The organism is Exiguobacterium sp. SH1S21 (genome assembly GCF_004337175.1).
Taxonomy (GTDB): Bacteria; Bacillota; Bacilli; order Exiguobacteriales; family Exiguobacteriaceae; genus Exiguobacterium; species Exiguobacterium aurantiacum_A.
The window spans coordinates 18,612-39,217 of record NZ_SJUY01000012.1 but is presented as its reverse complement, the minus strand read 5'-3'; the positions used below and the strand labels follow the sequence as shown (position 1 = coordinate 39,217).

General features: G+C 51.3%; 21 protein-coding genes. 7 read left to right on the top strand and 14 right to left on the bottom strand.

The features are described 5' to 3' along the window. Position 1: 1 nt before the first annotated feature. Both EVJ24_RS13825 and EVJ24_RS13820 read right to left on the bottom strand, forming a co-directional pair. Complete coding sequence (locus EVJ24_RS13825) at positions 2-601, bottom strand: histidine phosphatase family protein (protein WP_071398905.1); 600 nt, start codon at positions 599-601, stop codon at positions 2-4. Positions 602-667: 66 nt separating this feature from the next. Beyond that, entirely contained in the window at positions 668-1,603 is a 936-nt protein-coding gene (locus EVJ24_RS13820) for an alpha/beta hydrolase (protein ID WP_071398904.1), read from the bottom strand. Between the two features lie 174 nt (positions 1,604-1,777). On the opposite strand from EVJ24_RS13820, the gene EVJ24_RS13815 reads away from it, so the two are divergent. Then, positions 1,778-2,779 carry a metal ABC transporter solute-binding protein, Zn/Mn family gene (locus EVJ24_RS13815; RefSeq protein WP_071398903.1) on the top strand — a complete coding sequence of 334 codons (1,002 nt, stop codon included), beginning with the start codon at positions 1,778-1,780 and terminating at the stop codon, positions 2,777-2,779. Positions 2,780-3,313: 534 nt separating this feature from the next. On the opposite strand, the gene EVJ24_RS13810 is transcribed toward EVJ24_RS13815, so the two are convergent. From EVJ24_RS13810 to EVJ24_RS13795, 4 genes are all read right to left on the bottom strand, one after another. After that, positions 3,314-3,769, bottom strand: a complete 456-nt coding sequence (locus EVJ24_RS13810; protein ID WP_070329208.1) for a hypothetical protein — start codon at positions 3,767-3,769, stop codon at positions 3,314-3,316. A gap of 84 nt (positions 3,770-3,853) precedes the next feature. Beyond that, positions 3,854-5,299, bottom strand: a complete 1,446-nt coding sequence (locus tag EVJ24_RS13805) for an alanine/glycine:cation symporter family protein (protein WP_131441663.1) — start codon at positions 5,297-5,299, stop codon at positions 3,854-3,856. Positions 5,300-5,482: 183 nt separating this feature from the next. After that, positions 5,483-7,948 (bottom strand): CoA-disulfide reductase, encoded by a 2,466-nt coding sequence (locus tag EVJ24_RS13800; protein WP_131441662.1) that lies wholly within the window; start codon positions 7,946-7,948, stop codon positions 5,483-5,485. After that, positions 7,945-8,250, bottom strand: a complete 306-nt coding sequence (locus EVJ24_RS13795; RefSeq protein ID WP_016509667.1) for a rhodanese-like domain-containing protein — start codon at positions 8,248-8,250, stop codon at positions 7,945-7,947. The genes EVJ24_RS13800 and EVJ24_RS13795 overlap by 4 nt, the downstream gene beginning before the upstream one ends. Positions 8,251-8,533: 283 nt before the next feature. On the opposite strand from EVJ24_RS13795, the gene EVJ24_RS13790 reads away from it, so the two are divergent. Both EVJ24_RS13790 and EVJ24_RS13785 read left to right on the top strand, forming a co-directional pair. Beyond that, complete coding sequence (locus EVJ24_RS13790; protein WP_016509666.1) at positions 8,534-8,800, top strand: metal-sensitive transcriptional regulator; 267 nt, start codon at positions 8,534-8,536, stop codon at positions 8,798-8,800. 66 nt (positions 8,801-8,866) lie between these two features. Then, on the top strand, positions 8,867-9,298 hold the full coding sequence (locus EVJ24_RS13785; protein WP_016509669.1) for a YbjN domain-containing protein: 432 nt from the start codon (positions 8,867-8,869) through the stop codon (positions 9,296-9,298). A gap of 68 nt (positions 9,299-9,366) precedes the next feature. Here the strand turns inward: EVJ24_RS13785 and EVJ24_RS13780 are convergent, their stop codons facing one another. Then, a complete protein-coding gene (locus tag EVJ24_RS13780; RefSeq protein WP_131441661.1) occupies positions 9,367-10,152 on the bottom strand; it encodes a cytochrome c oxidase assembly protein in 786 nt (261 codons plus the stop codon). Between the two features lie 6 nt (positions 10,153-10,158). Further along, the gene (locus EVJ24_RS13775) at positions 10,159-10,629 is read right to left on the bottom strand and encodes a DUF2243 domain-containing protein (protein WP_131441660.1); all 471 of its coding nucleotides are present in this window, start codon (positions 10,627-10,629) and stop codon (positions 10,159-10,161) included. 161 nt (positions 10,630-10,790) lie between these two features. On the opposite strand from EVJ24_RS13775, the gene EVJ24_RS13770 reads away from it, so the two are divergent. After that, positions 10,791-11,738, top strand: coding sequence for a DUF4003 family protein (locus tag EVJ24_RS13770; RefSeq protein WP_236637670.1), 948 nt, complete (start codon positions 10,791-10,793; stop codon positions 11,736-11,738). Positions 11,739-11,758: 20 nt separating this feature from the next. Here EVJ24_RS13770 and EVJ24_RS13765 read toward each other — a convergent pair whose 3' ends face one another. The 4 genes from EVJ24_RS13765 to EVJ24_RS13750 all read right to left on the bottom strand — a co-directional run bounded on the left by EVJ24_RS13765 (position 11,759) and on the right by EVJ24_RS13750 (position 16,479). Next, complete coding sequence (locus EVJ24_RS13765) at positions 11,759-12,481, bottom strand: YwiC-like family protein (RefSeq protein ID WP_131441659.1); 723 nt, start codon at positions 12,479-12,481, stop codon at positions 11,759-11,761. Positions 12,482-12,561: 80 nt separating this feature from the next. Beyond that, complete coding sequence (locus EVJ24_RS13760) at positions 12,562-13,197, bottom strand: YitT family protein (protein ID WP_131441658.1); 636 nt, start codon at positions 13,195-13,197, stop codon at positions 12,562-12,564. Between the two features lie 264 nt (positions 13,198-13,461). Continuing rightward, entirely contained in the window at positions 13,462-15,585 is a 2,124-nt protein-coding gene (locus EVJ24_RS13755) for an MMPL family transporter (RefSeq protein WP_071398893.1), read from the bottom strand. A 102-nt stretch (positions 15,586-15,687) separates the two neighbouring features. Continuing rightward, on the bottom strand, positions 15,688-16,479 hold the full coding sequence (locus tag EVJ24_RS13750; protein ID WP_131441657.1) for a hypothetical protein: 792 nt from the start codon (positions 16,477-16,479) through the stop codon (positions 15,688-15,690). Positions 16,480-16,618: 139 nt separating this feature from the next. Between EVJ24_RS13750 and EVJ24_RS13745 the strand changes: the two genes are divergently transcribed. Continuing rightward, the gene (locus EVJ24_RS13745) at positions 16,619-16,783 is read left to right on the top strand and encodes a YycC family protein (RefSeq protein WP_016509685.1); all 165 of its coding nucleotides are present in this window, start codon (positions 16,619-16,621) and stop codon (positions 16,781-16,783) included. A 15-nt stretch (positions 16,784-16,798) separates the two neighbouring features. Here EVJ24_RS13745 and pulA read toward each other — a convergent pair whose 3' ends face one another. After that, positions 16,799-18,793 carry a type I pullulanase gene (pulA, locus tag EVJ24_RS13740; RefSeq protein WP_071398891.1) on the bottom strand — a complete coding sequence of 665 codons (1,995 nt, stop codon included), beginning with the start codon at positions 18,791-18,793 and terminating at the stop codon, positions 16,799-16,801. 69 nt (positions 18,794-18,862) lie between these two features. On the opposite strand from pulA, the gene EVJ24_RS13735 reads away from it, so the two are divergent. Then, complete coding sequence (locus EVJ24_RS13735; RefSeq protein ID WP_131441656.1) at positions 18,863-19,354, top strand: YajQ family cyclic di-GMP-binding protein; 492 nt, start codon at positions 18,863-18,865, stop codon at positions 19,352-19,354. Beyond that, positions 19,351-19,929 carry a metallophosphoesterase family protein gene (locus EVJ24_RS13730; RefSeq protein WP_131441655.1) on the top strand — a complete coding sequence of 193 codons (579 nt, stop codon included), beginning with the start codon at positions 19,351-19,353 and terminating at the stop codon, positions 19,927-19,929. The genes EVJ24_RS13735 and EVJ24_RS13730 overlap by 4 nt, the downstream gene beginning before the upstream one ends. A gap of 83 nt (positions 19,930-20,012) precedes the next feature. On the opposite strand, the gene EVJ24_RS13725 is transcribed toward EVJ24_RS13730, so the two are convergent. After that, a complete protein-coding gene (locus EVJ24_RS13725; RefSeq protein ID WP_131441654.1) occupies positions 20,013-20,453 on the bottom strand; it encodes a hypothetical protein in 441 nt (146 codons plus the stop codon). Positions 20,454-20,606: the final 153 nt, after the last annotated feature.

The following is a 20,606-nucleotide window of genomic DNA, read 5'->3' as shown; positions in this document are numbered from 1 at the left end:
CTCACTTCGTGACAATCTCGTTCGTAATATGATCGGCAACGTTCACGGCCTTTACGACGAACTGATCTTCACGATGTTCGATATAGTTCGAGCAGGCGTTCCGCATGGCGTGGCGGAACGTGTACGTGTCATCAATCGCCGATAGGGCAGCTTTGATCGCATGCGAATGGCAGACGACGATGATTCGCTTCCCTTTATGCGCCTCGACGAGATGTTCCATCCCTTCAAGCACCCGGGCCCGCATCTCGTCTTCCGACTCAAGACCCGGAACCTGTTCCTGATCGTCCGCTTGAACGGCCTCGTAAATGCCCGGCACCGGTTTGCCTGACGCATAGCCGAACTCACGCTCGATGAACCGCTCGTCTTGAATAATCTCGCCCGGACCGATGCCGCACGCCTCCGCGATGTAATGGGCCGTGTCAACCGCTCGCGTGAGCGGACTCGAGACGATCACGTCCCAGTTCTCTTGACTTAAAAAAGCCGCGCTCTCTTCGGCTTGGCGATGCCCAAGCGCATTGAGGGGGATATCTTCCCGTCCTTGAATGATTTCTTGAAAATTCCAATCTGTCTGACCATGTCGGACTAAACAAAGTTCCGTCACACTCTTCACTCCTTCGTAATCGTTAAATCTTTTCCAATCGTAACATCTTTCTAAAAAATCGCAACGTCACGTCAAGGCATCGTCGATGAAACGATCGATGCGGGCCATGAGCTGTGTTTCTTTAATCGGATTATCAGATTGGAGAAAACTTGCAAGCGAGTGGGTACCGTTTGGGAACGAGATGAGCTGGACGTTCGCCCCGACCTCACTGGCGTGCTCGACGAAATGGAGCGCTTGCCCGAATGGGACGATCGGGTCTTTTTTACCGTGCAAGATGAGGATCGGCGGCGCGTCGTCATACAGATGTGTGACCGGTGAACATTTCACCATCAATTCACGCCACGCCTCGCGACTGCCCTCGTAAAACTTCAAGTGCGCGAGCCATGTCTGGATGAACTTGAACAAGAGGAAATTCGTCGGCGGATACAGCGCGATGACACCTTTCATCGACGGCACGTCGTCACCGAGTTCACCTGTAAACTGTTTATCCCGGTCGAGCGCCGTCGCGAGGACGAGCGCCGCACCCGCCGAGTCGCCCCAGCCGATCAATTGATCGATGTCGAGATTGAGAAGCCCGCCATGTTGTTTCAAATAACAGAGCGCGTCAGACACGTCGATGATGTTGTCCGGGAAGTAGACCCCGTCCTCGAACAGTCGATAGTCGATGCTGACGATGGCGAACCCTTTCCCCAAGAAATGATCAAGAAGGGGATGGAACAACGTCACCATGCCTCGGCCTCCGCGGACGAACGCGCCACCGTGCGCGTAGACGGCGACCGGGAACGGTCCATCGCCCGGCGGGTAGTATATATCGAATTGGAGCGGTTGGTCGTTGACGACCTTGTACGTGTGGGTTCGTCGTTTGCGTATAGACGGGCGAACCGTCATCTCTGGTTCTTGCCATCTAACGAGCGAACCGTACTGATTCCAAACGCTCGCCCCGGCTGCGGTCGCCGCCGCTAACGCAGCGCCCCCGACAAACCAGGCGGTCTCCTTTCTCATACAAATCCACTCCTCGCTCTTTTTTTAATCATATTCCCTTTTTCTTTAAAAACCATCCATCGGAAGTCGGACTTGACGTGCGCTCGACTGCCCCCTATAATATTAGACGCAGTCACAGAACGTAACCGTTACGGTTTAATAATTGATTTAGAGAATTGAGAGGCGGAATAATACATGAACAAGAAATTAATGAGCGTCGCCGCGGCCGGGACACTTTTACTCGGTGGTTGCGCCAACAACGAAGAGAGCAATGCTACAAATGCTACAGACGAATCGAGCGATCAGTTGACGGTATACGCGTCGACATTCGCCTTAAAATCGATTGCCGAAGAAATCGGGGGCGACCGTGTCCGTGTTGAAATGGTGATCCCACCCGGTGCCGACCCCCACACATACGAGCCGACTTCAAAACAGATGACACAGATCGCGGAAGCTGATCTATTCCTCACGATCGGTCATGACCTTGAGCCGTACGTCGAGTCGATGGAACAGAGTCTCGCGAGCGAGGACGTCACGTTCGTGAAGACCGCGGAAGACATCGCTCTGCTCTCGGCTGACGATACCGTCCACGTTCACGGTGAGGATGAGCACGGCCACGAGGAAGATGGGCATACGGAAGAAGAAGCAGGCCACAGCGAGGACGACGGTCACGATCACGGCCAATACGACCCGCACGTCTGGCTCGATCCGATGAACGCCGTCTCGATGGCAGAAGCGGTTGAGGCGTCGTTCGTCGAGCAAGCGCCTGACTATAAAGACGAATTCGCAGATCGATTGAGCGCATTCAAAGAAGAAGCCGACACGCTCGATGCCGAGCTGCAAGCGGCTGTCGACGCCGGTTCGAAGTCAGAGCTCCTCGTGACGCACGCGGCTTATGGCTACTTGGCGGAACGATACGGTTTCGACCAGCTTCCGATCACTGGTCTCACGCCATCTGAAGAACCGTCACAGCAAGCGCTCAAGCGGGTCATCGAAGAGGCAGAGCTCCATGACTTGAAGTACATCGCGTTCGAGGACACGGTGACACCGAAAGTGGCCGAAGTCGTCAAAAATGAAATCGGTGCCGAAGCAGTGACGATTTACAACCTTGAATCGGTCACGAAAGAACAGATGGACCAAAGCTATTTCGACTTGATGCGCGAGAACGTCAAAGCGCTTGAAATCGCATTGAAATAAGACAGAACAAAAGCTCGGCGCCGCGGCGTCGAGCTTTTTATAATTCCGGTTCTCGGTCGATTTGCCTCAACCTTGCCCAAATGATACTAGTTACGAAAATCGGAACAGCCGTCATCGTCGCTTGCAACAAAGTGTCTGAGATTACGTTTGTCGGATGTAAATCCTCAACGAAAAACACACAAACTCCAATCAACAAAGTTCCGACTGCAAGCAGTTTAAGAAGGGATGCTCGTGGACGCCGAGTCTTCATGAATAGAGCACTATTAATTGCAGCGAAACATAAATTGATATAAAACAAAGCGTAGAAAGCGATCGAAGCCAGACTATTATACGAAGCCCCAGTCAAAAGTACATATCCCCAAAACAGTAAGAATAGCAGCACCGTAACTAGATTGAGACGTCCGATTCGTTCGAGACCCGCTCGATAGGCAAACACCGGACTAAGTATGCAAAAAACAAGTGCCGCACTTGCGAAAAAACCATTCACCAACATACACCGCCTATTTTTTTCAATATTATACCATTCGAACGGTATCATTCATAATAAATCAACACAAGCTCATCCCGCTCGCTCGCCTCGTCACAGAAGCGCTTCAACAGCGTCCATTTGAGCCAAATGTCATCGAGACTGTCACGATTCACTAGCGCCATCTCTCCGACATCTTCTTTTTTGAAGGCGTTCATCGCGTCTTTGACGATATGAAGCAGCTGCGGCGTCAAAATCCCGACGACGACCGCCTGCTTCTCATTGACGACCAACTCTTCCCCGATGACGGCCATCTCCAAGTTATACGTGTCATTCCCGTCGATATATACCTCGATTTGACCGAGTATTTGTTGAAACCGTTCAATATTTGGAAGCGTCAACGTCTCGTACGTGTCACGGTGTTGCTCATGCACGTGAAGCAACCAGTCTAGAATCATCTCCGGGTCTTGACCGAACGAGACCCATACTTCCGGGGAAATGCGTATATAATGTGTCGTCTCCATGAGTGAACGCCCCCCTTTTCTTCACTTTACCCTTCTTTCAGACGCAAAAAAACCGCCTACGTGTATTCGTAGACGGTTTGTTGCTTATGAACGGAATGTACCCGTTTTGACTTCTTCTTCCTCGTTATCCCAAGCCTCTAAATATTCACGACCAGGCAGGTCTTCGATCGAGTCGGCATAAAATACCGGATCGTCTCCTTGACGGCGTTGCTCCAAATAATCGTCGAGCACGAGCCGCGCGACTTTCGCAAGACGGAAAATCGCATACAAGTTGACGAGCGCCATGAGTCCCATGAACACGTCGGCGATCGACCAGACGAGACCGGCCGAACGGATCGCTCCGAAGAGGACCATCCCGACGACACCGATGCGGTAGAGCGTGACATAAATCTTTTTATTCGAGATGAACTGAATGTTCGTCTCACCGTAGTAGTAGTTTCCTAGGATCGAGCTGAACGCGAACAAGAAGATCGCAATCGTCAGGAACGAAGTCGCCATCGGACCAATCTCAGCCGTGAGTGCCGCTTGTGTCAATTCGACACCTGCGAACGCTTCCGAACCAGCCACGCCTGACAACAAGATGATCATCGCTGTCGACGTACAGATGAGAAGTGTATCGACGAAGACGCTGAACGATTGGATCAAGCCTTGTTTGACAGGGTGTGATACTTCAGCAGTCGCCGCCGCGTTCGGAGCCGACCCCATACCTGCTTCGTTCGAGAACAGACCGCGGCGAATCCCTTGAAGGACCATCGCCCCGATTGCCCCGCCGAACAGTTGCTCGAGCCCGAGCACACCTTCAGAGAAGATGAGACCGAACACGCTCGGCAATAGCGAAGCGTTTGAAATCATGATCCATAAAGCTAGCAAGATGTAACCGCCGGCCATAATTGGAACGATGATACTGGAAAGTACGGCGATCGATTGAATTCCACCGAAGATGACGATTGCTGTGACGACTGCCAATACGATACCGACCGTCGTCGTACTAATTCCAAATTGGTTGCTCACAGACAACGAAATCGTGTTCGACTGTACCGAGTTAAAAGCAAAACCGAACGAGAACGTGATGAGGATGGCGAACAAGATGCCGAGCCACCGTTGCCCGAGGGCGCGCTCCATATAGTAGGCCGGCCCCCCGCGCCACGTACGTCCGTCACGGACTTTATACACTTGAGCGAGCGTGCTCTCGACGAACGCCGAGGCGGAACCGACTAAAGCGATGATCCACATCCAGAAGACAGCTCCCGGACCACCGAGCGCGATCGCTGTCGCGACACCGGCGATGTTTCCTGTTCCAACACGCGCTGCCGTCCCGATGGCGAACGCTTGGAACGAAGACACTTGTCCTTTTTCACGCTTCATGCCGTCTTTGAACAAGAGGCGGAACATTTCAGGAAGCATACGGAACTGAACGAACCCCATGCGAATCGTGAAGTAAAGGCCTAACGCGACAAGAACGACGATGAGCACCGACGACCAGAGCAGGTCGTTCGCTTGTCCAACAAACTTTTCGATCATATTCTCCATCTTCAATCCTCCAAAATGTATGTTTAGTTATAAGTAAAAGTTATGTCAACTTTCTTAACATGATTAGAATTATAGAAAAAGTATGTGGAGAATGCAATCTTTTTCAGCAATTTTCAAGTTTCACACCCAAACAATAGAAAAAGCGACCGGCACATGGCCAGTCGCTCTGATTACTTGATTCACTTAGATGAACAGGTTCAAGTTGCCGCCTTCAGCTGCCCCGAGGTATGCTGCCACACCGCCGAGATTGATGCCGTCGATCAACTCTTCTTCTTTGATTCCCATGACATCCATCGACATCGTACAAGCGACCATCTTGACGCCTGCTTCTTGTGCCGATTTAATCATTTGGTCAAGTGAAGGCACGTTCTTGTCGCTCATCACTTTTTTCATCATTTTCTGGCCAACCCCACCGAAGTTCATGTTCGAGAGCGGAAGTTCTCCAGCATGCGAAGGCATCATCATGCCGAACATCTTCTCGAGACCTTGCTTCTTCACGTCAGGTGCGTCTGGTTTACGAATGACGTTCAATCCCCAGAATGTGAAGAACATTGTCACTTCTTTGCCCATTGCCGCTGCGCCTTGAGCGATGATGAACGAGGCGAGGGCACGGTCGAGGTCTCCGCTGAAGACGACCATTGAAGCGCCGTCGCCGGCTGGTGCTCCTGCTTGAGCGGCCACAGGGCCGTTGCCTTTTTGAAGGATCGCTTCGACGCGACCGTTCACGAACTGTTTCGAGACGAGTTTATTGCCCGTCTTTTTCGCCCATGCTTCGATGTCTGCGAAGAAACCAGGATCGCTTGCGAGGACGCGGAGCGTCTCGCCTTCGCCGAGCTCTGCTACTTTTTTATTTACTTCTAAGATTGGGCCCGGGCATTGCAGACCACATGTATCAAGGAAAATCGGTTCTCCGACTGGTTCATTCGTCATTGCGGGTGGTGCCTCCTTCGTTGCTGTCGCAGCAGTTTCATCTGCCGTTTTAACTGTCTCGAGCGCGTCAAAATCACGTCGTACTTGTGACCACGTCTTGTAGCCACCGCTCAAGTTTTTCACTTTGAAGCCATTTTGGCGCAAGATGCGTGAAGCCAGGTAGCCACGAAGGCCGACTTGACACGTCACGTAGATCGTCTCGTCTTTACTATAGCTGTCCAAGTTGTCACGGAGCGAGTTGAGCGGGATGTTGATCGATCCAGGAATTTTCCCGAGCTCATGCTCAGACTCGTCACGGACGTCAAGCAGTGTCGCACCGTTCTCGACCAATGCGTCAATCTCGTCCCAATGCACGACTTCGTTGTCACCGAGGATGACGTTCGAGGCGACGTAACCGATCATGTTGACCGGATCTTTCGCCGAGCTGAACGGCGGTGCGTAGCTAAGTTCGAGGTCTGGCAGGTCGAGGACCGTCAAACCACCTTTGATTGCTGTCGCGATGACGTCGATCCGTTTATCGACACCGTTCATCCCGACACCTTGAGCACCGTAGATTTCACCCGTTGTCGGATGGAACAACAGTTTGAGTGAAACCGGAGTCGATCCTGGGTAGTAGCCTGCGTGTGAACCTGGGTGCACGTGGACGGCTTCAAACTCTTTGCCGGCTGCTTTCAAACGTTTCTCGTTCCATCCTGTCGAAGCGACAGTCATGTCGAACACTTTTGCGATCCCGGTACCCATCGTCCCGTTGTACTTCACGTCGCGGCCGTTAATGATGTCGGCAACGAGGCGTCCTTGACGGTTGGCTGGCCATGCGAGCGGAACGACCGTTGGCTCTTTGAAGATATAGTCGAGCACTTCGACCGCGTCCCCGATCGCATAGATGTTCGGATCCGACGTGAGCATCTTCTCGTTGACACGGATAGCGCCACGTGTTCCTGTCTCAAGACCGGCTTCTCGGGCGATTGTCGATTCAGGAATGACCCCGATCGACATGACAACCATGTCCGTTTCAATGACACGGCCGCTCGTCAAATGAATCTTCTTCCCATGATCAGAGAACGACGACACGCCGTCTGACAATTGGAGGTCCACGCCATGGAGACGCATATGTTCATGGATTGGTGCGACCATCTCACGGTCGAGCGGTGTCATGACTTGATCCGCCATTTCGACGAGCGTCACGTCAACGCCGCGTTCACGTAAGTTTTCAGCCATCTCGATTCCGATGAAGCCGCCTCCGATGACCGTCGCGTGTTTCGGTGCCTTGTCATCGACGTAGCTACGGATTTTATCTGTATCTGGAATATTTCGGAGCGTGAAGATATCTTCCGCTTCTTCGATCCCAGGAATGTTCGGACGAATCGGTTTCGCTCCAGGCGACAAGACGAGGACGTCGTATGACTCATCGTACGTTTCACCCGTTTGGACGTGTTTCACCGTCACTGTCTTCTCGGCGCGGTTGATTTTTGTCACTTCTGTCAAATTGCGGATATCGAGTTGGAACCGTTGATGCATGCCCTCGACTGTTTGGACGAGCAGTTTTTGACGGTCTTGAATCACGTCACCGATGTAGTATGGGAGACCACAGTTGGCAAATGAGATATATTCGCCACGGTCGAACATGACGATTTGATTTTCTTCATTTAAACGACGGAGACGTGCGGCTGCCGAAGCACCACCTGCTACCCCACCGACAATTACGATTTTTTTACTCATTGCTCGTTTCCTCCTTTGACGACTTCACCAGGCCAGCTCATCAAGCCGTCTTCTATATTGACCACTTTATAACCTTTTGCTTCCATTTGCCAAGTAGCTTGCGTGCTGCGAGCGCCCGAACGACAGAGCACGATGTACTCTTGGTCTGTGTCGAGCGTATCAATCCACTCCGTTATTTCAGAGAGCGGGTAATTCGCCGCCCCCGCGATGTGTGCTTCTTGAAACTCGTCGCGTTCGCGCACGTCGACGATGTTTACAGGGACTTCAAAGTCCATTTGACGTTTTAAAGCCGATGCTTTCATCTTTGTTTACCCATCCTTTTTATCTATAGTCATTTCACGTATTCATGATCAGTTTGGTAGCGGGCGTCCGATAAACTTTGTGATTCATTGAACAATTCGCTTCCACGTCATTAATATACCCCCTATGGTATGTGATTGCAAGGGAAAAGTTTGACGAATCGGCAAACAGTCGATTTTTTCCGGCTTAAACGTTGTTGCTCGACACATACTCCCCCACGTATTAAGATGAGACTACACAATACTAGTTGGGTTACTGAACGATTTGAATATAGAGGTGAAACTTATGGAACAGTATCAATACGACACGAAAGTGTTGAACCGGATGAAACGGGTCGAAGGCCAGATCCGGGCCATCATCCGCATGATGGAAGAAGGCAAGGAGTGTCGCGACGTCGTGACACAACTGAGCGCGGCTCGATCGGCACTTGACCGCGCCTCGACGATCATCGTCGCCAAGAACTTGGAGCAGTGCATTATCACGGCGCAACAAGATGGCGAAGATACGTCAGAAACGGTCGAAGAAGCCATCAAAATGTTGATGAAACGCTAGTTCTCCTTGCTTTCCCCTCTCAAATGGGAGAAAGTTAGAGTAACGACTTTTAAGGGGGATTTCTTTGTGAACTTTGAAGAAAAAGTAGAATCATTCAAAGCGCTCGTCGCAGAACGCAACATGACGTTCAAAGAGAGCGAGACTGAAACGCACGTCACGTTTTTAACGCGTGAAACGACTAAATCTGGGGCCCAGCCCGTTATGATTATCGCCTTCAACAAAAAGACGACTGACGCCGAGCTATACGCCGCGACAGTGACGCACGTGCCGGACTACGTCGAAGACCTACCGATCCTCAACGCATTGAACGAGTTCAACCAAGAGTTCAAGTACTTCCGTTGCGTGCTCGACAGCGACCGTGACGTCACGCTCGCTTCAACGCTCGACCTCGATCTCGGCTTCTCACCGGAAATCATCTTGCAACATTCGTTCATGATGTTCCAAGCAGCCGACGAAGTGAACGAGTACATGCAAAAACTGTACACGCAAGTTCAATAATTGTAGACCGCCAGACAGAAAAGACGATCATCCCGTACGCATCGGGACGATCGTCTTTTCTTGTGTACTCATACGTTATCTCTCGTAGCTAGGGCACGGGGAGAAGTTGCAATATACCACTGGTAACAAAGAATGATGATTAATAGAAGATCAACCAAATCCCCACCGTAATACATCCACATGGCTCCTGCCTCTGCCTCTCCTGTTGGCACCCCATTTGGTGGGCTCACATAAATTATTTTTGCCAATATCTTATGTCCGGCCAATGCTGCAATCAATACAAGTGATCGGTATATGTAGCTGTATCGGTGTGACGTGACGTCCACATAAATCAAAGAAATGGTAAACAAATACCCTGCTAAAAATACATGCAGATGAATTAACACATATAAAAGAATTGATTGATGCATCAGTGAATACAAATCCGTCATGTAGAGCAGATATAGTCCTCCAATGTTGAGAACGGAAGCCGTGACCGGATTCGTGAAGAATTGGAGCGGCCGACTTTTTAATACGCGTGTCACTCTTCTCGCGACGTGTACATCAAGCGTCCGTAACAGTAAAGTCATCGGGGCGGACAAGGCGAGACACAACGGCGCCAACATACCTAGAAACAGATGACTAATCATATGCCCGACAAAATTGGTGTGGGCAAAAGTCGCTAACGGTCCAACCAAAGTAAGGCCTACACAAACAATACCTATCATCCATAACCCGTAGCGATATAGCGGCCACGGTTTATAAGCGCGACTCGTAAAAATTCCGGCGAACGAATAAGCAAGGAGAGCCATAAACAACAAAATCACGACCGCCGCCTCATAACCGCCACTTATGGTCTGGACATGGGAATGCATCCTCATTTATCCTCCTTCTTTCACAAGTAGCTTCCGTTTCTGCGTTTGGTTAAAGAGCACTAAACCACCTATGAGGATGACAAGGGCCGTAACATTCCAAACGAGGTCATATGGAAGAATCTCAACGCCATAACGAATCTGATGAATTTTCAGTAGCTTGTGATGAATAATCCCATCGTAGAGTTGAAAAAAACCAACGCCGATCAGGACGCCACTGATCCATCGCTTCATCCAAAATGACTTTCTTCTCCGTAGGTCTGCCAGGAGGAACAAGGAAGCTACGGTCGCAAACCAACTGAACGCATGAAACAACCCGTCTGAGAATAAGCCGACGGCAGACGTCGATTTATCGTAGAAATGATGCCACGCCAACAATTGATGAAATACCGTCTCATCCACAAATGCAATCAGGCCCAATCCGAACAGAAATCCCGAACCAAGGTTTCGGAACGCGTATGCATACGGATTACCTTCCATGTTTCGGCACCTCCAAATTAATAACAAAGTTTTCGGACATATTTCGATTCCCTTTTGTTTACTAATTAAACGCCGTCCTAATTTAAGAACAGAAACGATATCACTTTTATGAAACGTTTAGCCCGATTTTTCCGTACGAATAGAAAAAGGAGGAAATGCTAATGATGACGCGTTATATTCGTTACCTAGATTCGCTCGAAGCCATCAAAACGGCGACCAAGTGGGCACTCACTGACGACTTCCGGCGTTTGATGGCCGTCAACTACGCCATCCATGACACCCCGTTCGACCCAAATCGGTTTGAACAGGCGCAGGCGGCCGTCAAACAGAAGACCGGTTTGTTCTCCAAATTTCGCGGTAGCAACAACCTCGTCTGGTTATCGTTTCTCGACGCCAAGTATGAAGACGTCGGCCCCGCGATTGACGAAGCACTTAGTCTCGACACGCTGCTCGACCGAAAACATTTCCGTTTCAGTGCGCTGCGGCCATTCCTCGCGAGCCAGTTGATTAACGTCGACGAGCCGGAACGCAGGCTCGATGAGGCAAGCGCCCTCTATCAAGCATTTAAACGCCAGCATCCGTGGCTCACGAGTGAAGAGGATCTGCTGTCGGCACTCGTCCTCGTGCAAGCGTTCGACGACCACACTGAACTGAACGAGCGCATCGAATCGTATTACGAGGCGTTAAAAGTCCACTTACCACGCTCGAACGAACTGCAACTCGTATCGCATTTGCTCATGTTCAGCAAGTTGGACCGAGATGACGCCGTCGCTCGCTTCTTAGACTGGCGCACCCGCCTTGAAAACCAACAGCTTGCCGTCAAGAGTGAGCAGCTGCCATCGCTCGCCTTGCTCTCAATCGTCTCGGCACCAAACGACCAAGACGAACAAGCGATCCTCGACATCACGAACGCTGAAAAAGAGCAGCAGCGCTGGTTCAACACGCACGGACTAAACGTCGCCATCCAACTCGTCGCCGCGGAACATATAACCGAAGATGCGAGCGACCTGCTACTGAACGGGACGTTCGCTCATTTGCTGGCGATGCAACAAGCGGCCTCGGCGGCAGCAAGCGTCGCCATCATCGCGAGCACCTCGTCAAGCGACTAAAAAAAGAAGGGTTGCCCCTTCTACGTGTAAAGATATACGCTCAAACAGATTAAAACGAACACCGAGTTCATAATCTCAAAGATCCCGATTTTCATAATTGGGATCTTTTTGCCGTAGAAAACGATCGCCCGGACGAGGCTCGGCGCGTATGCGAGCGCCAAGACCGGATAGCCGAACGCGATGAACAATACGACGAGCATGAGGTGATACCCCCACGAGATGTTCCGGTACAACGCGCTCTTCTTCTCCCGAATCATCGTCTTGACGTAAAAGATACTGCCGAGGAAATACAAGTACGGCAAGATGAACAGCCAGACGATCGTCGCGCCCAACGTCTGCGCACCCAAGTAATAGCTCGCCATCCCACCGATACAAAATGACGTGACGGCACTGACGTCGTTCCAGACGTTGCGCTCGTCTTTGATTTTGGCGAAATAGGCGTTGACGAGACCGAAAGGGATCATCGCGAGGACGAACCAGACGAGACGCCACTCGGTGATGAACACAGGAATGGCAGCGACTGTCGCAATCACAAGATACGTCACGACCGTCCGCAACAGCTCAGCCGACTTCTTCCGTAGCTTCACGTATTGGAACAAGAAAAACGTGCCCATGTAGACGAACAACCAGGCGATAGCGAACGGGACATGAACGAGCGTCCATCCTCCGACGATGCCGCCGAGTAAGAACGGTAAAATAAGCATCGACCAGGCGCCGTGCTGTTTTGGAATCATCCATTTCATGTGACTCACTCCTTCTATAATCAGTTTAGAAGAACGGCGTGGGGAAAACTGTGACAAATTTTACAAAACAAAAAACGATCTCAGGCGAGATCGTTTTTTGGTGTTAGTTTGGTCACACTTGGTATGGCTACTTCGACAGCGTCTTCCGTCAACATCTTCGTGACGACACGACCAGCGATCGAGACCGCGATGAGCGTGTAGAGCGCGTTCGAGAGCGGCAAGTAGATGAGCGAGATCGCAAGAACAACCACATCGAAGGCGATGAGAATCGTTCCGACCGATACGCCGGACCACTTTGACAGACCGAGTGCGAATAAATCGTCACCTCCGGTCGCTCCACCTGACTTCAAGACGAGACCGAGACCGTAGCCGGTCACAATCCCGCTCGCAATCGCAGCGAACAGTGTCGCCGGCCAGACCTGGATGTCAAACGTCAACAGGTCGAGTCGATCCCACATCGCATAGCTGAGCGAAAGTGACGCCGCGGCAAGCACGGCTTGTCCGACGAAGCGCCAGCCTTTCCACCAAAGAGCGATTAAAAAGAAGGGGATGTCGAGTACGATCATCGAGAACGCCGGATCGATATCAAATAAATAGCGGCCGAGTAATGCTAACCCGACAAAGCCCCCTTCTGCCAAACCAAACTGTTCATTCAAATAATAATAACCGAACGCCATGATCAGCGTTCCGAGCACTATGGTAGCAACTCGTTTCATTCCGATTGTCCTCCCCGTTTTCAACGGAGAGGAGGATCCTCAGTCGTAGCCGCGGTTCCATCTGTTCCATCTGTTCCATCTCCGATCTTCCGTTTGTTGATTTTTTACATCGATGTTCGTCTGTAAAAACTCAACGCTAGAAGTCCGGCAATTGAAACAGAGGCCATGTCCTCTCGGTGTCCATAAAGACCTTCCTTTCACAAATTGCGCGTAATCATGAGACTATTTTAACATACTCTCGCGACTATTTCATTAAATGTACATTTAGTGTAGATTACGTTTCGGTAAATCCTTCTTCCCGAACCACCACCAGTTCCAGTCGCCGAACAGTTTCATCAAGGACGGGACGAGCAACATCCGGATGATCGTCGCATCGATGAAGATTGCGAGCGCGATACCGACCCCGAGCTGTTTGATCGGGCTGACACCGGTGAAAGCGAACGCGCCCGTGACGACGATCATGATAACCGCGGCCGACGTGATAATCTTGCTCGTCTTCGCAAGCCCCATCTCGGTCGCATAGTCGTTATCCCCGGTCTCGCGGTAATACTCCTCGATCCGTGAGACGAGGAACACCTCGTAGTCCATCGACAAACCGAATACGAGCGAGAAGATGAACACCGGCGTCAAAATACTGATCGTCTCGGCGTCGTAGACGTAGCCCGACTCAAAGATGATGACCAACAACCCAAACGTCGCCCCGAGTCCGAGCACGTTCATGATGATCGCCTTGATTGGAATCAAGATCGAGCGGAACGCCCACATGAGGATGACCATCGTCGCTAAAATCACGGTCACGACCGCATAGGGGATGCTGTCGTAAATCTCTTCATAGATTTCTTCGTTGAAGGCGGCCGGCCCGCCGACGTCGAAACCTTGGTCGCGCCAATCGCGGACGAACGCCTGCGCCGCTTTATCGCTCGGCGGCACGTCGAAGCTGACGTTGACGAGCGCGAGGTCGGTATTCCCTTCGAGCGTGACGAGACGTTCAAACGCCTCGAGCTGTTCCGGGGCGACTTGAACGAGCTGTTGGAATTCCGCAGCTGTCAGATTTGATGCGGTCAAGAACGTCGTGACGTTGTCGACGATCGGGTCTTCATTCAACTCGTCTGTGAGGGTTGTCAACTCGTCAAGAATCATCGAGTCGGTCAAATCGTTCGTCTCAAACAACAGCACCGCATCGGTCGACGTCTCGCCGAACACATCGTCCCACCGCTCGAGGGCGGCCCGTGATTCGTACGACGTCGGGAGCGCATCGGCGTCCGGGATGTTCAGTTCTAAGTCGCGGACGAACCAAAGGCTCGGCAACAAAAGGAGCAACGCGACGAGCGTCATCACGACCGGACGCTTCATGACGAACCGGGCCAACTTTTGCCAGCGCACTTCAGAGCGCGTCTCGTTCGTTCTGATGAGACGTCCTTTATTGATGGCATCGCCGACGATATAGAGCGCCGACGGCAAGAGCGTGAGCGCCGACAAGACGGCACCCGCGACTGCAATCAAGGCACCGAGCGCGATCGCTTGAAACACATCGACTTGAATGAACAACAGTCCGGCGAGCCCGACGAAGACGCACAGTCCTGAGAACAGGATCGAGCGACCAGCCGTCGCGACCGTCCGGACGATGGCCGCTTCTCGTGACAGTCCTTTGGCGAGCTCTTCACGGTAACGGTTGACGAGCAGGAGCGAGAAGTCGATTCCGAGCGCAATCGCAATCATCGCGACGGCGTTCAATACGAAAATCGATAGCTCCATCGTCTGCGTGAAGAAGAAGAGCGATCCCGCCGCGACGATGAACGTGATCAGTCCAACGAATAAGGGCATGAAAGCGGCAAGCGGTGTCCCGAAGACGAGCAGGAGGACGACGAGCGCGACCGGGATCCCGATCAATTCGGCCCGGATCAAGTCATTTTTCGATGCCTCGTTCAAATCTTGGGCAAAGACCGGCTCCCCGGTCAAACGGACTTCCGTGTCCGTATCTCGAATCAATTCAGCGCGAACGTCGGCGATTGCCGACTCGGCCGCTTCCTGGTCCTCGAACTCGAGCACGAAGTACGCGGCGTCACCCGAGCGCGCGTCCGGGTTCTCTGCTGGCGTGATGACGCCGTCGACGCCCGTCACAGATTCGAGTCGTGTTTTTTGTTCGGCCATGACCGTCTCTAAGTCACCGCCTTCAAGCAAGACGATCATCGAAGCGCCGGCCCGGTCGAACCGATCGTTCAACGTGTCCTCCACTTGCGCGAAGCGGCCATCTTGAACCGCAAACCCGTTTCCTCGCAATTCCCCAGGCAACTGCAATCCGAAGTAAATCGAGACCGCTAATAACACAGTCCACACGGCGACCACCCAAAAGCGCCACCGCACCAAATTTTTACCTAACCGTTCCATCCAAGTCCACCCCTCTCCATCTAAGAAGACTGTTCCCGTTTCGCACGAGTTTCATCAAGTCTTCGCAAAAAAATCCTGAACCGTGAGTCCGGTCCAGGAACGTCAACGCTCGAACACTTGTAGCCAACTATGGCAAAATCGTTGAGGCGTCGATAATACGACGAGGCGGTCTCCCGACTCATCAAGCAACATCACTTTCAATAATTCACTTTCGGCACATACTTCAGAAGCAAACAGTTGACGGTCACGCTTGAACAGTTGGAACGACGTCGTCGACGTGATTGCTGTCGTCGCACCGATCTGGTCGACGATGACCGTATCACGGTCGCCGCCGTAAGGAATCGTCCATCGTTCACCCGCTTCGACCTGCTCGACCATGAATTGCTGATTCAATTCATCGTAAAGCGTGACGAGGCCTGGGGCCGTGAACCGCTCAAAATCATAAATCGGATGATAGGCTAACTCGATGATGGCGCCAAACTCCGGCGTCTCCTCATAGCGGCTATAGCGGAACGTGTGGTCGGTCATGTTTAACGCCACGATGTCAGATTCCGCCGAGTAGAGAAATAAATCGTCTCCTCGCCAATGACATAAATTGCTGAACCAATCGTCATGAAACGTTTTTGGGATTGGGTGACACTCCATCATGCCTTGCTTTAAATCAATGACTCCATACGTTTGCATGTCTCGGAACAGCGCGACGGCTTTTTTTCCATGTGGTTCAATATATAGTGCGCACGGTGCCCATTTCCACTCGAGTTCCCATCTGATTTGGAACGTTTCGTCGAAAAAGACAAATCCAGTTTGCGCCAAATACAACATCCATCCTCCACCGACGCGCTCTAACCATTCAACCGTCTGATGAAACTGATAGTCTGCTACTTGTTTGTACATTTGATCACTTCCTAGTTTCAGCTTAGCAACGACCGAACGGTTTATCGATTTTGAATGTGTTCACACGACACATTCTCGCTCGGTCCGTTTTTGCTGTATACTGGCTGTAGCAAACCTGAATTTAGAAAGGAGAAACCACATGCGCCCACTACAACTGTCTCCCGAGACGGCGGTCGAGCTTGCCAAAAAGTTGAACGTACCGCTTGAAGAACTCATGCATATGCCAAAACATATCCTCGTTCGGAAGATGATGGAGCTTGAAGCATCCAAGACCGAACCGAATGAAGAAAAGGAGACGGAATGACGTCTCCTTTTTTTGTTACCCTTGTTTATTCTTCCGCTTTTTCGCGACGTACCAAAGTCCAAGGATGGCAAGCGCAGCTCCACCGGCGACGGCGTACTTGCTGTAATCCGGACGGCGTTCTGTCACGACGAGCGTCGACAGCGGCGCGACGGTGAGGTGCCGGTCTTCGACGAGGCGTGGCGCCGTCAAGTTGACGGTATGGTCCTCGACATGAACTTCGAACTTGCCTGCTGGCAGCTTCACGTCGACCGGTACTTCGAGTCCGTTATGGTAGACGAGATGACGCTCGACATAACCTTCGACGTGACGATGAAGTTCGTAGGCGATTATCCCTTCTTCTTCGTCAAAGAAACGTAAGTGCTTTCGAATCTGTTCGGTGTTCTCGAGACGGAACAACGGATACTGTTTGCGTAAGTTGATCAAGCCTTTCACATATTCGACGCTCGGCGTCTCTTGCTCGGCCCGGGTCCAGTCCAATCGGTTGATGACCTCGCCCGATTTGAAACTGTTCTCATCCCCGTCTTTCGTGCGGAAAAACTCTTGCCCGCTATGAAGGAACGGAATGCCTTGGCTGAGCAGGACGATCGTCGTCGCAAGACGATGACGGCGGCGGCGCGTCGTCTCATCGTCGTCAGGACTAGCGGCGGCAAGTTTGTCCCAAAGCGTCAAGTTGTCATGGCATTCGACGTAGTTGACGACTTGGTTCGGCTCATCGGCGAAACTTTGACTCGTGACCGCACCGGCGATCCCGCGCTTCACGTCAGCCGTCAGCTCGGCGTTGCCGCTGATCCAGCCCGGCAAGTCTTCGATGAATACGTCACCACGGATTCCGTCCCGGATCGCATCGTTGAACTGAGCGATACGTGGCATTTTACGGGCGTTGTGTTGGTTTGCCTTCTTACGAACTGCCAGTGGTGTATCGAGATCCCAGCCTTCTCCGGTGATGAGGATCGATGGATCAATCCGATCGAGTGCTTTGCGGACCTGGTTCATCGTCTTGACGTCATGCAGCCCCATCAAATCAAAGCGGAAGCCGTCGATCATGAACTCTTTGGCCCAATACGAGACACATTCGACGATCAGTTTGCGCATCATCAACCGCTCCGACGCTGTATCGTTGCCGCACGCCGAGCCGTCGGCAAGCGTCCCGTCCTCGTTCAATCGATAATAGTAGTCCGGCACAAACTGGCCGAGCGGTGTCGTCAAGGCGTCATACGTATGGTTGAACACGACGTCCATGATGACGCGGATGCCGCGGTCATGGAGCGCTTGGATCATCGCCTTCAACTCGAGGATCCGGGCGGCCGGGTCATCCGCTGTCGAGGCGTACGAACCTTCGACCGCGAAATAATGGACCGGGTCATAGCCCCAGTTATAGTTCGACTCGCTTTCCCGCGACTCGTTGACCGAACCGTAGTCAAAGAACGGCATGAGTTGAAGGTGGGTCACGCCGAGCGCTGTGATGTAGTCGAGCGCTGTCGGGTATCCGTTTTTCGTCTTCGTGCCGGCCTCGGTCATCCCGAGGAATTTACCTCGGTGCATGACACCGCTGTCCGGATGGCTCGTCAAATCTCTCACATGTGCTTCATAAATGACCGCTTCTTGCGAAGAGTGGAAGAGCGGACGTTCTTTGACCCAATGGTCCGGGTTGATTGAAGACGGGTCGAGCAGGCAGCCCCGCTTCCCGTTGACGCCGACGACTTTCGCATACGGATCGAGGGATTCGATGCGCTTACCATCAACGATTGCCTCGAACACATAAAACTGACCTTCGAATTGCGCCCGGTCAAGCTCGACCATCCATGTCCCTTTTTCAGCCCGTTCGAGCTCGATGCGGTCAAATTTACGCGCCCGCGCCGTACGATAAAGCTTCACTGTCATTTGCTCGGCTACCGGCGACCACACCCGCAGACGGATGAGTTCACTTTTAAACGTCACCCCAAGGTCTTTTCCATGATACGCAACGTGATCCAAGTCTACATTTGTCTGTCTATCGATTGTATGTTCCATCGTTTCACTCCTTCACTGCTTCAAATCTGCTATCATTATAACAAAACCCATACAAAGGATGGATGAAACATGGCAAAAGACAATTCTTTTGATATCGTGTCAGAAATGAATCTAGAAGAAGTGAAAAACGCGATCCAAATCGCCGAAAAAGAAATTTTGAACCGTTACGACTTTAAAGGGTCGAAGAGTGAGATGTCACTCGATAACGGTGACCTCGTCCTCATCTCAGATGACGATTACAAACTCGAACAGTTAAAAGACGTCATGATCTCGAAGTTGATCAAGCGCGGCGTGCCGACGAAAAACCTCGACCACCAAAAAATCGAACGCGCACTCGGCGGTACCGTCCGTCAACGTGTCAAGTTGAAGAGCGGAATCGATAAAGACGATGCCAAGAAAATCAACAACGCCATCAAAGAGTCGAAGTTGAAAGTGAAATCACAAATTCAAGACGACCAAATTCGTGTGACGGCCAAGTCACGGGATGACCTACAAGCGGTCATGCAACTCGTCCGTGAGCTCGAGTTATCGGTCGATGCCCAGTTCACGAACTACCGATGAAACTCGCCATCATCAGTGACCCGCACGGTTCGTTTGATGATTTGAAAGCCGTTCTCAAGGCGGTCAGGCGCGAGACCGAGCACATCCTCTGCCTCGGCGACTTGTACGAGTGCCATATCGGCAAAAAACGGCGCAACGAACGGTTTCATGACGTCTCCGACGTCATGACGTTTGACGAGCAGTATGAGGCGCTCTTGACGTTCCCGAGCCTGCGCGGCAATCAAGAAGAACGGATTGACGAAGTGCTCATCGTGTCGCACCCTGTCAAGACCCGCATCTCATTATTGCCTGAACAGACGACGCTCGATGAGGCGCTGTTCTTACATGGTCACCAAATCGATTGGAGCGCCGACTGGGAGCCGATCGTCGAGAAAGGCAAGTATCCGCTCGTCTTCATCGGGCATAGTCATATTCCCGGTATTTACCGGAAAGGACGCTCGATCCCATGGGAAATCGGGACACCGTTCAAGTTGAAGAAGAAGCGCTACGTCATCAACGTCGGCGCCGTCATCTTCGACCGGGAATGGTGTCTGTATGATACGAAGACGCGAACAGTCACGCGGATGAAGGCATAAAAACACTCCGAACGCATGCGAACTGCACCTTCGATTGTTAGACACATCTAACAATCGAAGGTGCAGTTCATTTTAAGGATGATTTATTTTACTTGTACATTTTCCCAACCCTCTTGAGTATGTGCTCGGATAATCTTACCTTCATTAGAAATAAAAGTTACATTCTTTCCATCAATTTCATATGTCGTTTTAGGATATGTTATTTTTAATTTGTCATACTCAGGGTGATCGTACATAAAATCGTAGCCAAACTCTATAAGTGGTGCTACGTCTTTTATTTCATCGTACAACCACTCATGATTTTCTTCATATTGATTTGCTAGTTCTCTCTGTTGACGTTCCAATTTGTATATTTCATCTTTGGTCATCGTCATAGATTCAGTTGACACTTGTTTTGTATGTTGAATTTTCATTTCACTATACTCATTGATCAGGGTCGGAACGATTGCAACTACAAGTACAATAAATATCAATAAACCTGTGTATGTCGCCTCCTTACTCTTTTTTTGAAGTGTTTTTTTCATATGGTTCTCTCCTTGTACGTGCACTTACGAACGAAGTATTTCGTTTCGGGGAAAAGCACTCGGCCAATCGTCAACCGAACCGAACATCGCAATACGAATAGACCCGAAAATGCGTTCCAACTACGTCTTAATATCTTCTCAAGCATTCTTCTA

What these genes read in the sequence shown, in the direction of transcription:
- EVJ24_RS13730 (WP_131441655.1), top strand. Translation starts at nt 19,351, where the DNA reads ATGAAACTCGCCATCATCAGTGACCCGCACGGTTCGTTTGATGATTTG.
- EVJ24_RS13810 (WP_070329208.1), bottom strand. Translation starts at nt 3,769, where the DNA reads ATGGAGACGACACATTATATACGCATTTCCCCGGAAGTATGGGTCTCG.
- EVJ24_RS13770 (WP_236637670.1), top strand. Translation starts at nt 10,791, where the DNA reads ATGATGACGCGTTATATTCGTTACCTAGATTCGCTCGAAGCCATCAAA.
- pulA (WP_071398891.1), bottom strand. Translation starts at nt 18,793, where the DNA reads ATGGAACATACAATCGATAGACAGACAAATGTAGACTTGGATCACGTT.
- EVJ24_RS13795 (WP_016509667.1), bottom strand. Translation starts at nt 8,250, where the DNA reads ATGAAAGCATCGGCTTTAAAACGTCAAATGGACTTTGAAGTCCCTGTA.
- EVJ24_RS13790 (WP_016509666.1), top strand. Translation starts at nt 8,534, where the DNA reads ATGGAACAGTATCAATACGACACGAAAGTGTTGAACCGGATGAAACGG.
- EVJ24_RS13725 (WP_131441654.1), bottom strand. Translation starts at nt 20,453, where the DNA reads ATGAAAAAAACACTTCAAAAAAAGAGTAAGGAGGCGACATACACAGGT.
- EVJ24_RS13780 (WP_131441661.1), bottom strand. Translation starts at nt 10,152, where the DNA reads ATGCATTCCCATGTCCAGACCATAAGTGGCGGTTATGAGGCGGCGGTC.
- EVJ24_RS13745 (WP_016509685.1), top strand. Translation starts at nt 16,619, where the DNA reads ATGCGCCCACTACAACTGTCTCCCGAGACGGCGGTCGAGCTTGCCAAA.
- EVJ24_RS13765 (WP_131441659.1), bottom strand. Translation starts at nt 12,481, where the DNA reads ATGAAATGGATGATTCCAAAACAGCACGGCGCCTGGTCGATGCTTATT.
- EVJ24_RS13820 (WP_071398904.1), bottom strand. Translation starts at nt 1,603, where the DNA reads ATGAGAAAGGAGACCGCCTGGTTTGTCGGGGGCGCTGCGTTAGCGGCG.
- EVJ24_RS13800 (WP_131441662.1), bottom strand. Translation starts at nt 7,948, where the DNA reads ATGAGTAAAAAAATCGTAATTGTCGGTGGGGTAGCAGGTGGTGCTTCG.
- EVJ24_RS13775 (WP_131441660.1), bottom strand. Translation starts at nt 10,629, where the DNA reads ATGGAAGGTAATCCGTATGCATACGCGTTCCGAAACCTTGGTTCGGGA.
- EVJ24_RS13815 (WP_071398903.1), top strand. Translation starts at nt 1,778, where the DNA reads ATGAACAAGAAATTAATGAGCGTCGCCGCGGCCGGGACACTTTTACTC.
- EVJ24_RS13750 (WP_131441657.1), bottom strand. Translation starts at nt 16,479, where the DNA reads ATGTACAAACAAGTAGCAGACTATCAGTTTCATCAGACGGTTGAATGG.
- EVJ24_RS13735 (WP_131441656.1), top strand. Translation starts at nt 18,863, where the DNA reads ATGGCAAAAGACAATTCTTTTGATATCGTGTCAGAAATGAATCTAGAA.
- EVJ24_RS13760 (WP_131441658.1), bottom strand. Translation starts at nt 13,197, where the DNA reads ATGAAACGAGTTGCTACCATAGTGCTCGGAACGCTGATCATGGCGTTC.
- EVJ24_RS13805 (WP_131441663.1), bottom strand. Translation starts at nt 5,299, where the DNA reads ATGGAGAATATGATCGAAAAGTTTGTTGGACAAGCGAACGACCTGCTC.
- EVJ24_RS13755 (WP_071398893.1), bottom strand. Translation starts at nt 15,585, where the DNA reads ATGGAACGGTTAGGTAAAAATTTGGTGCGGTGGCGCTTTTGGGTGGTC.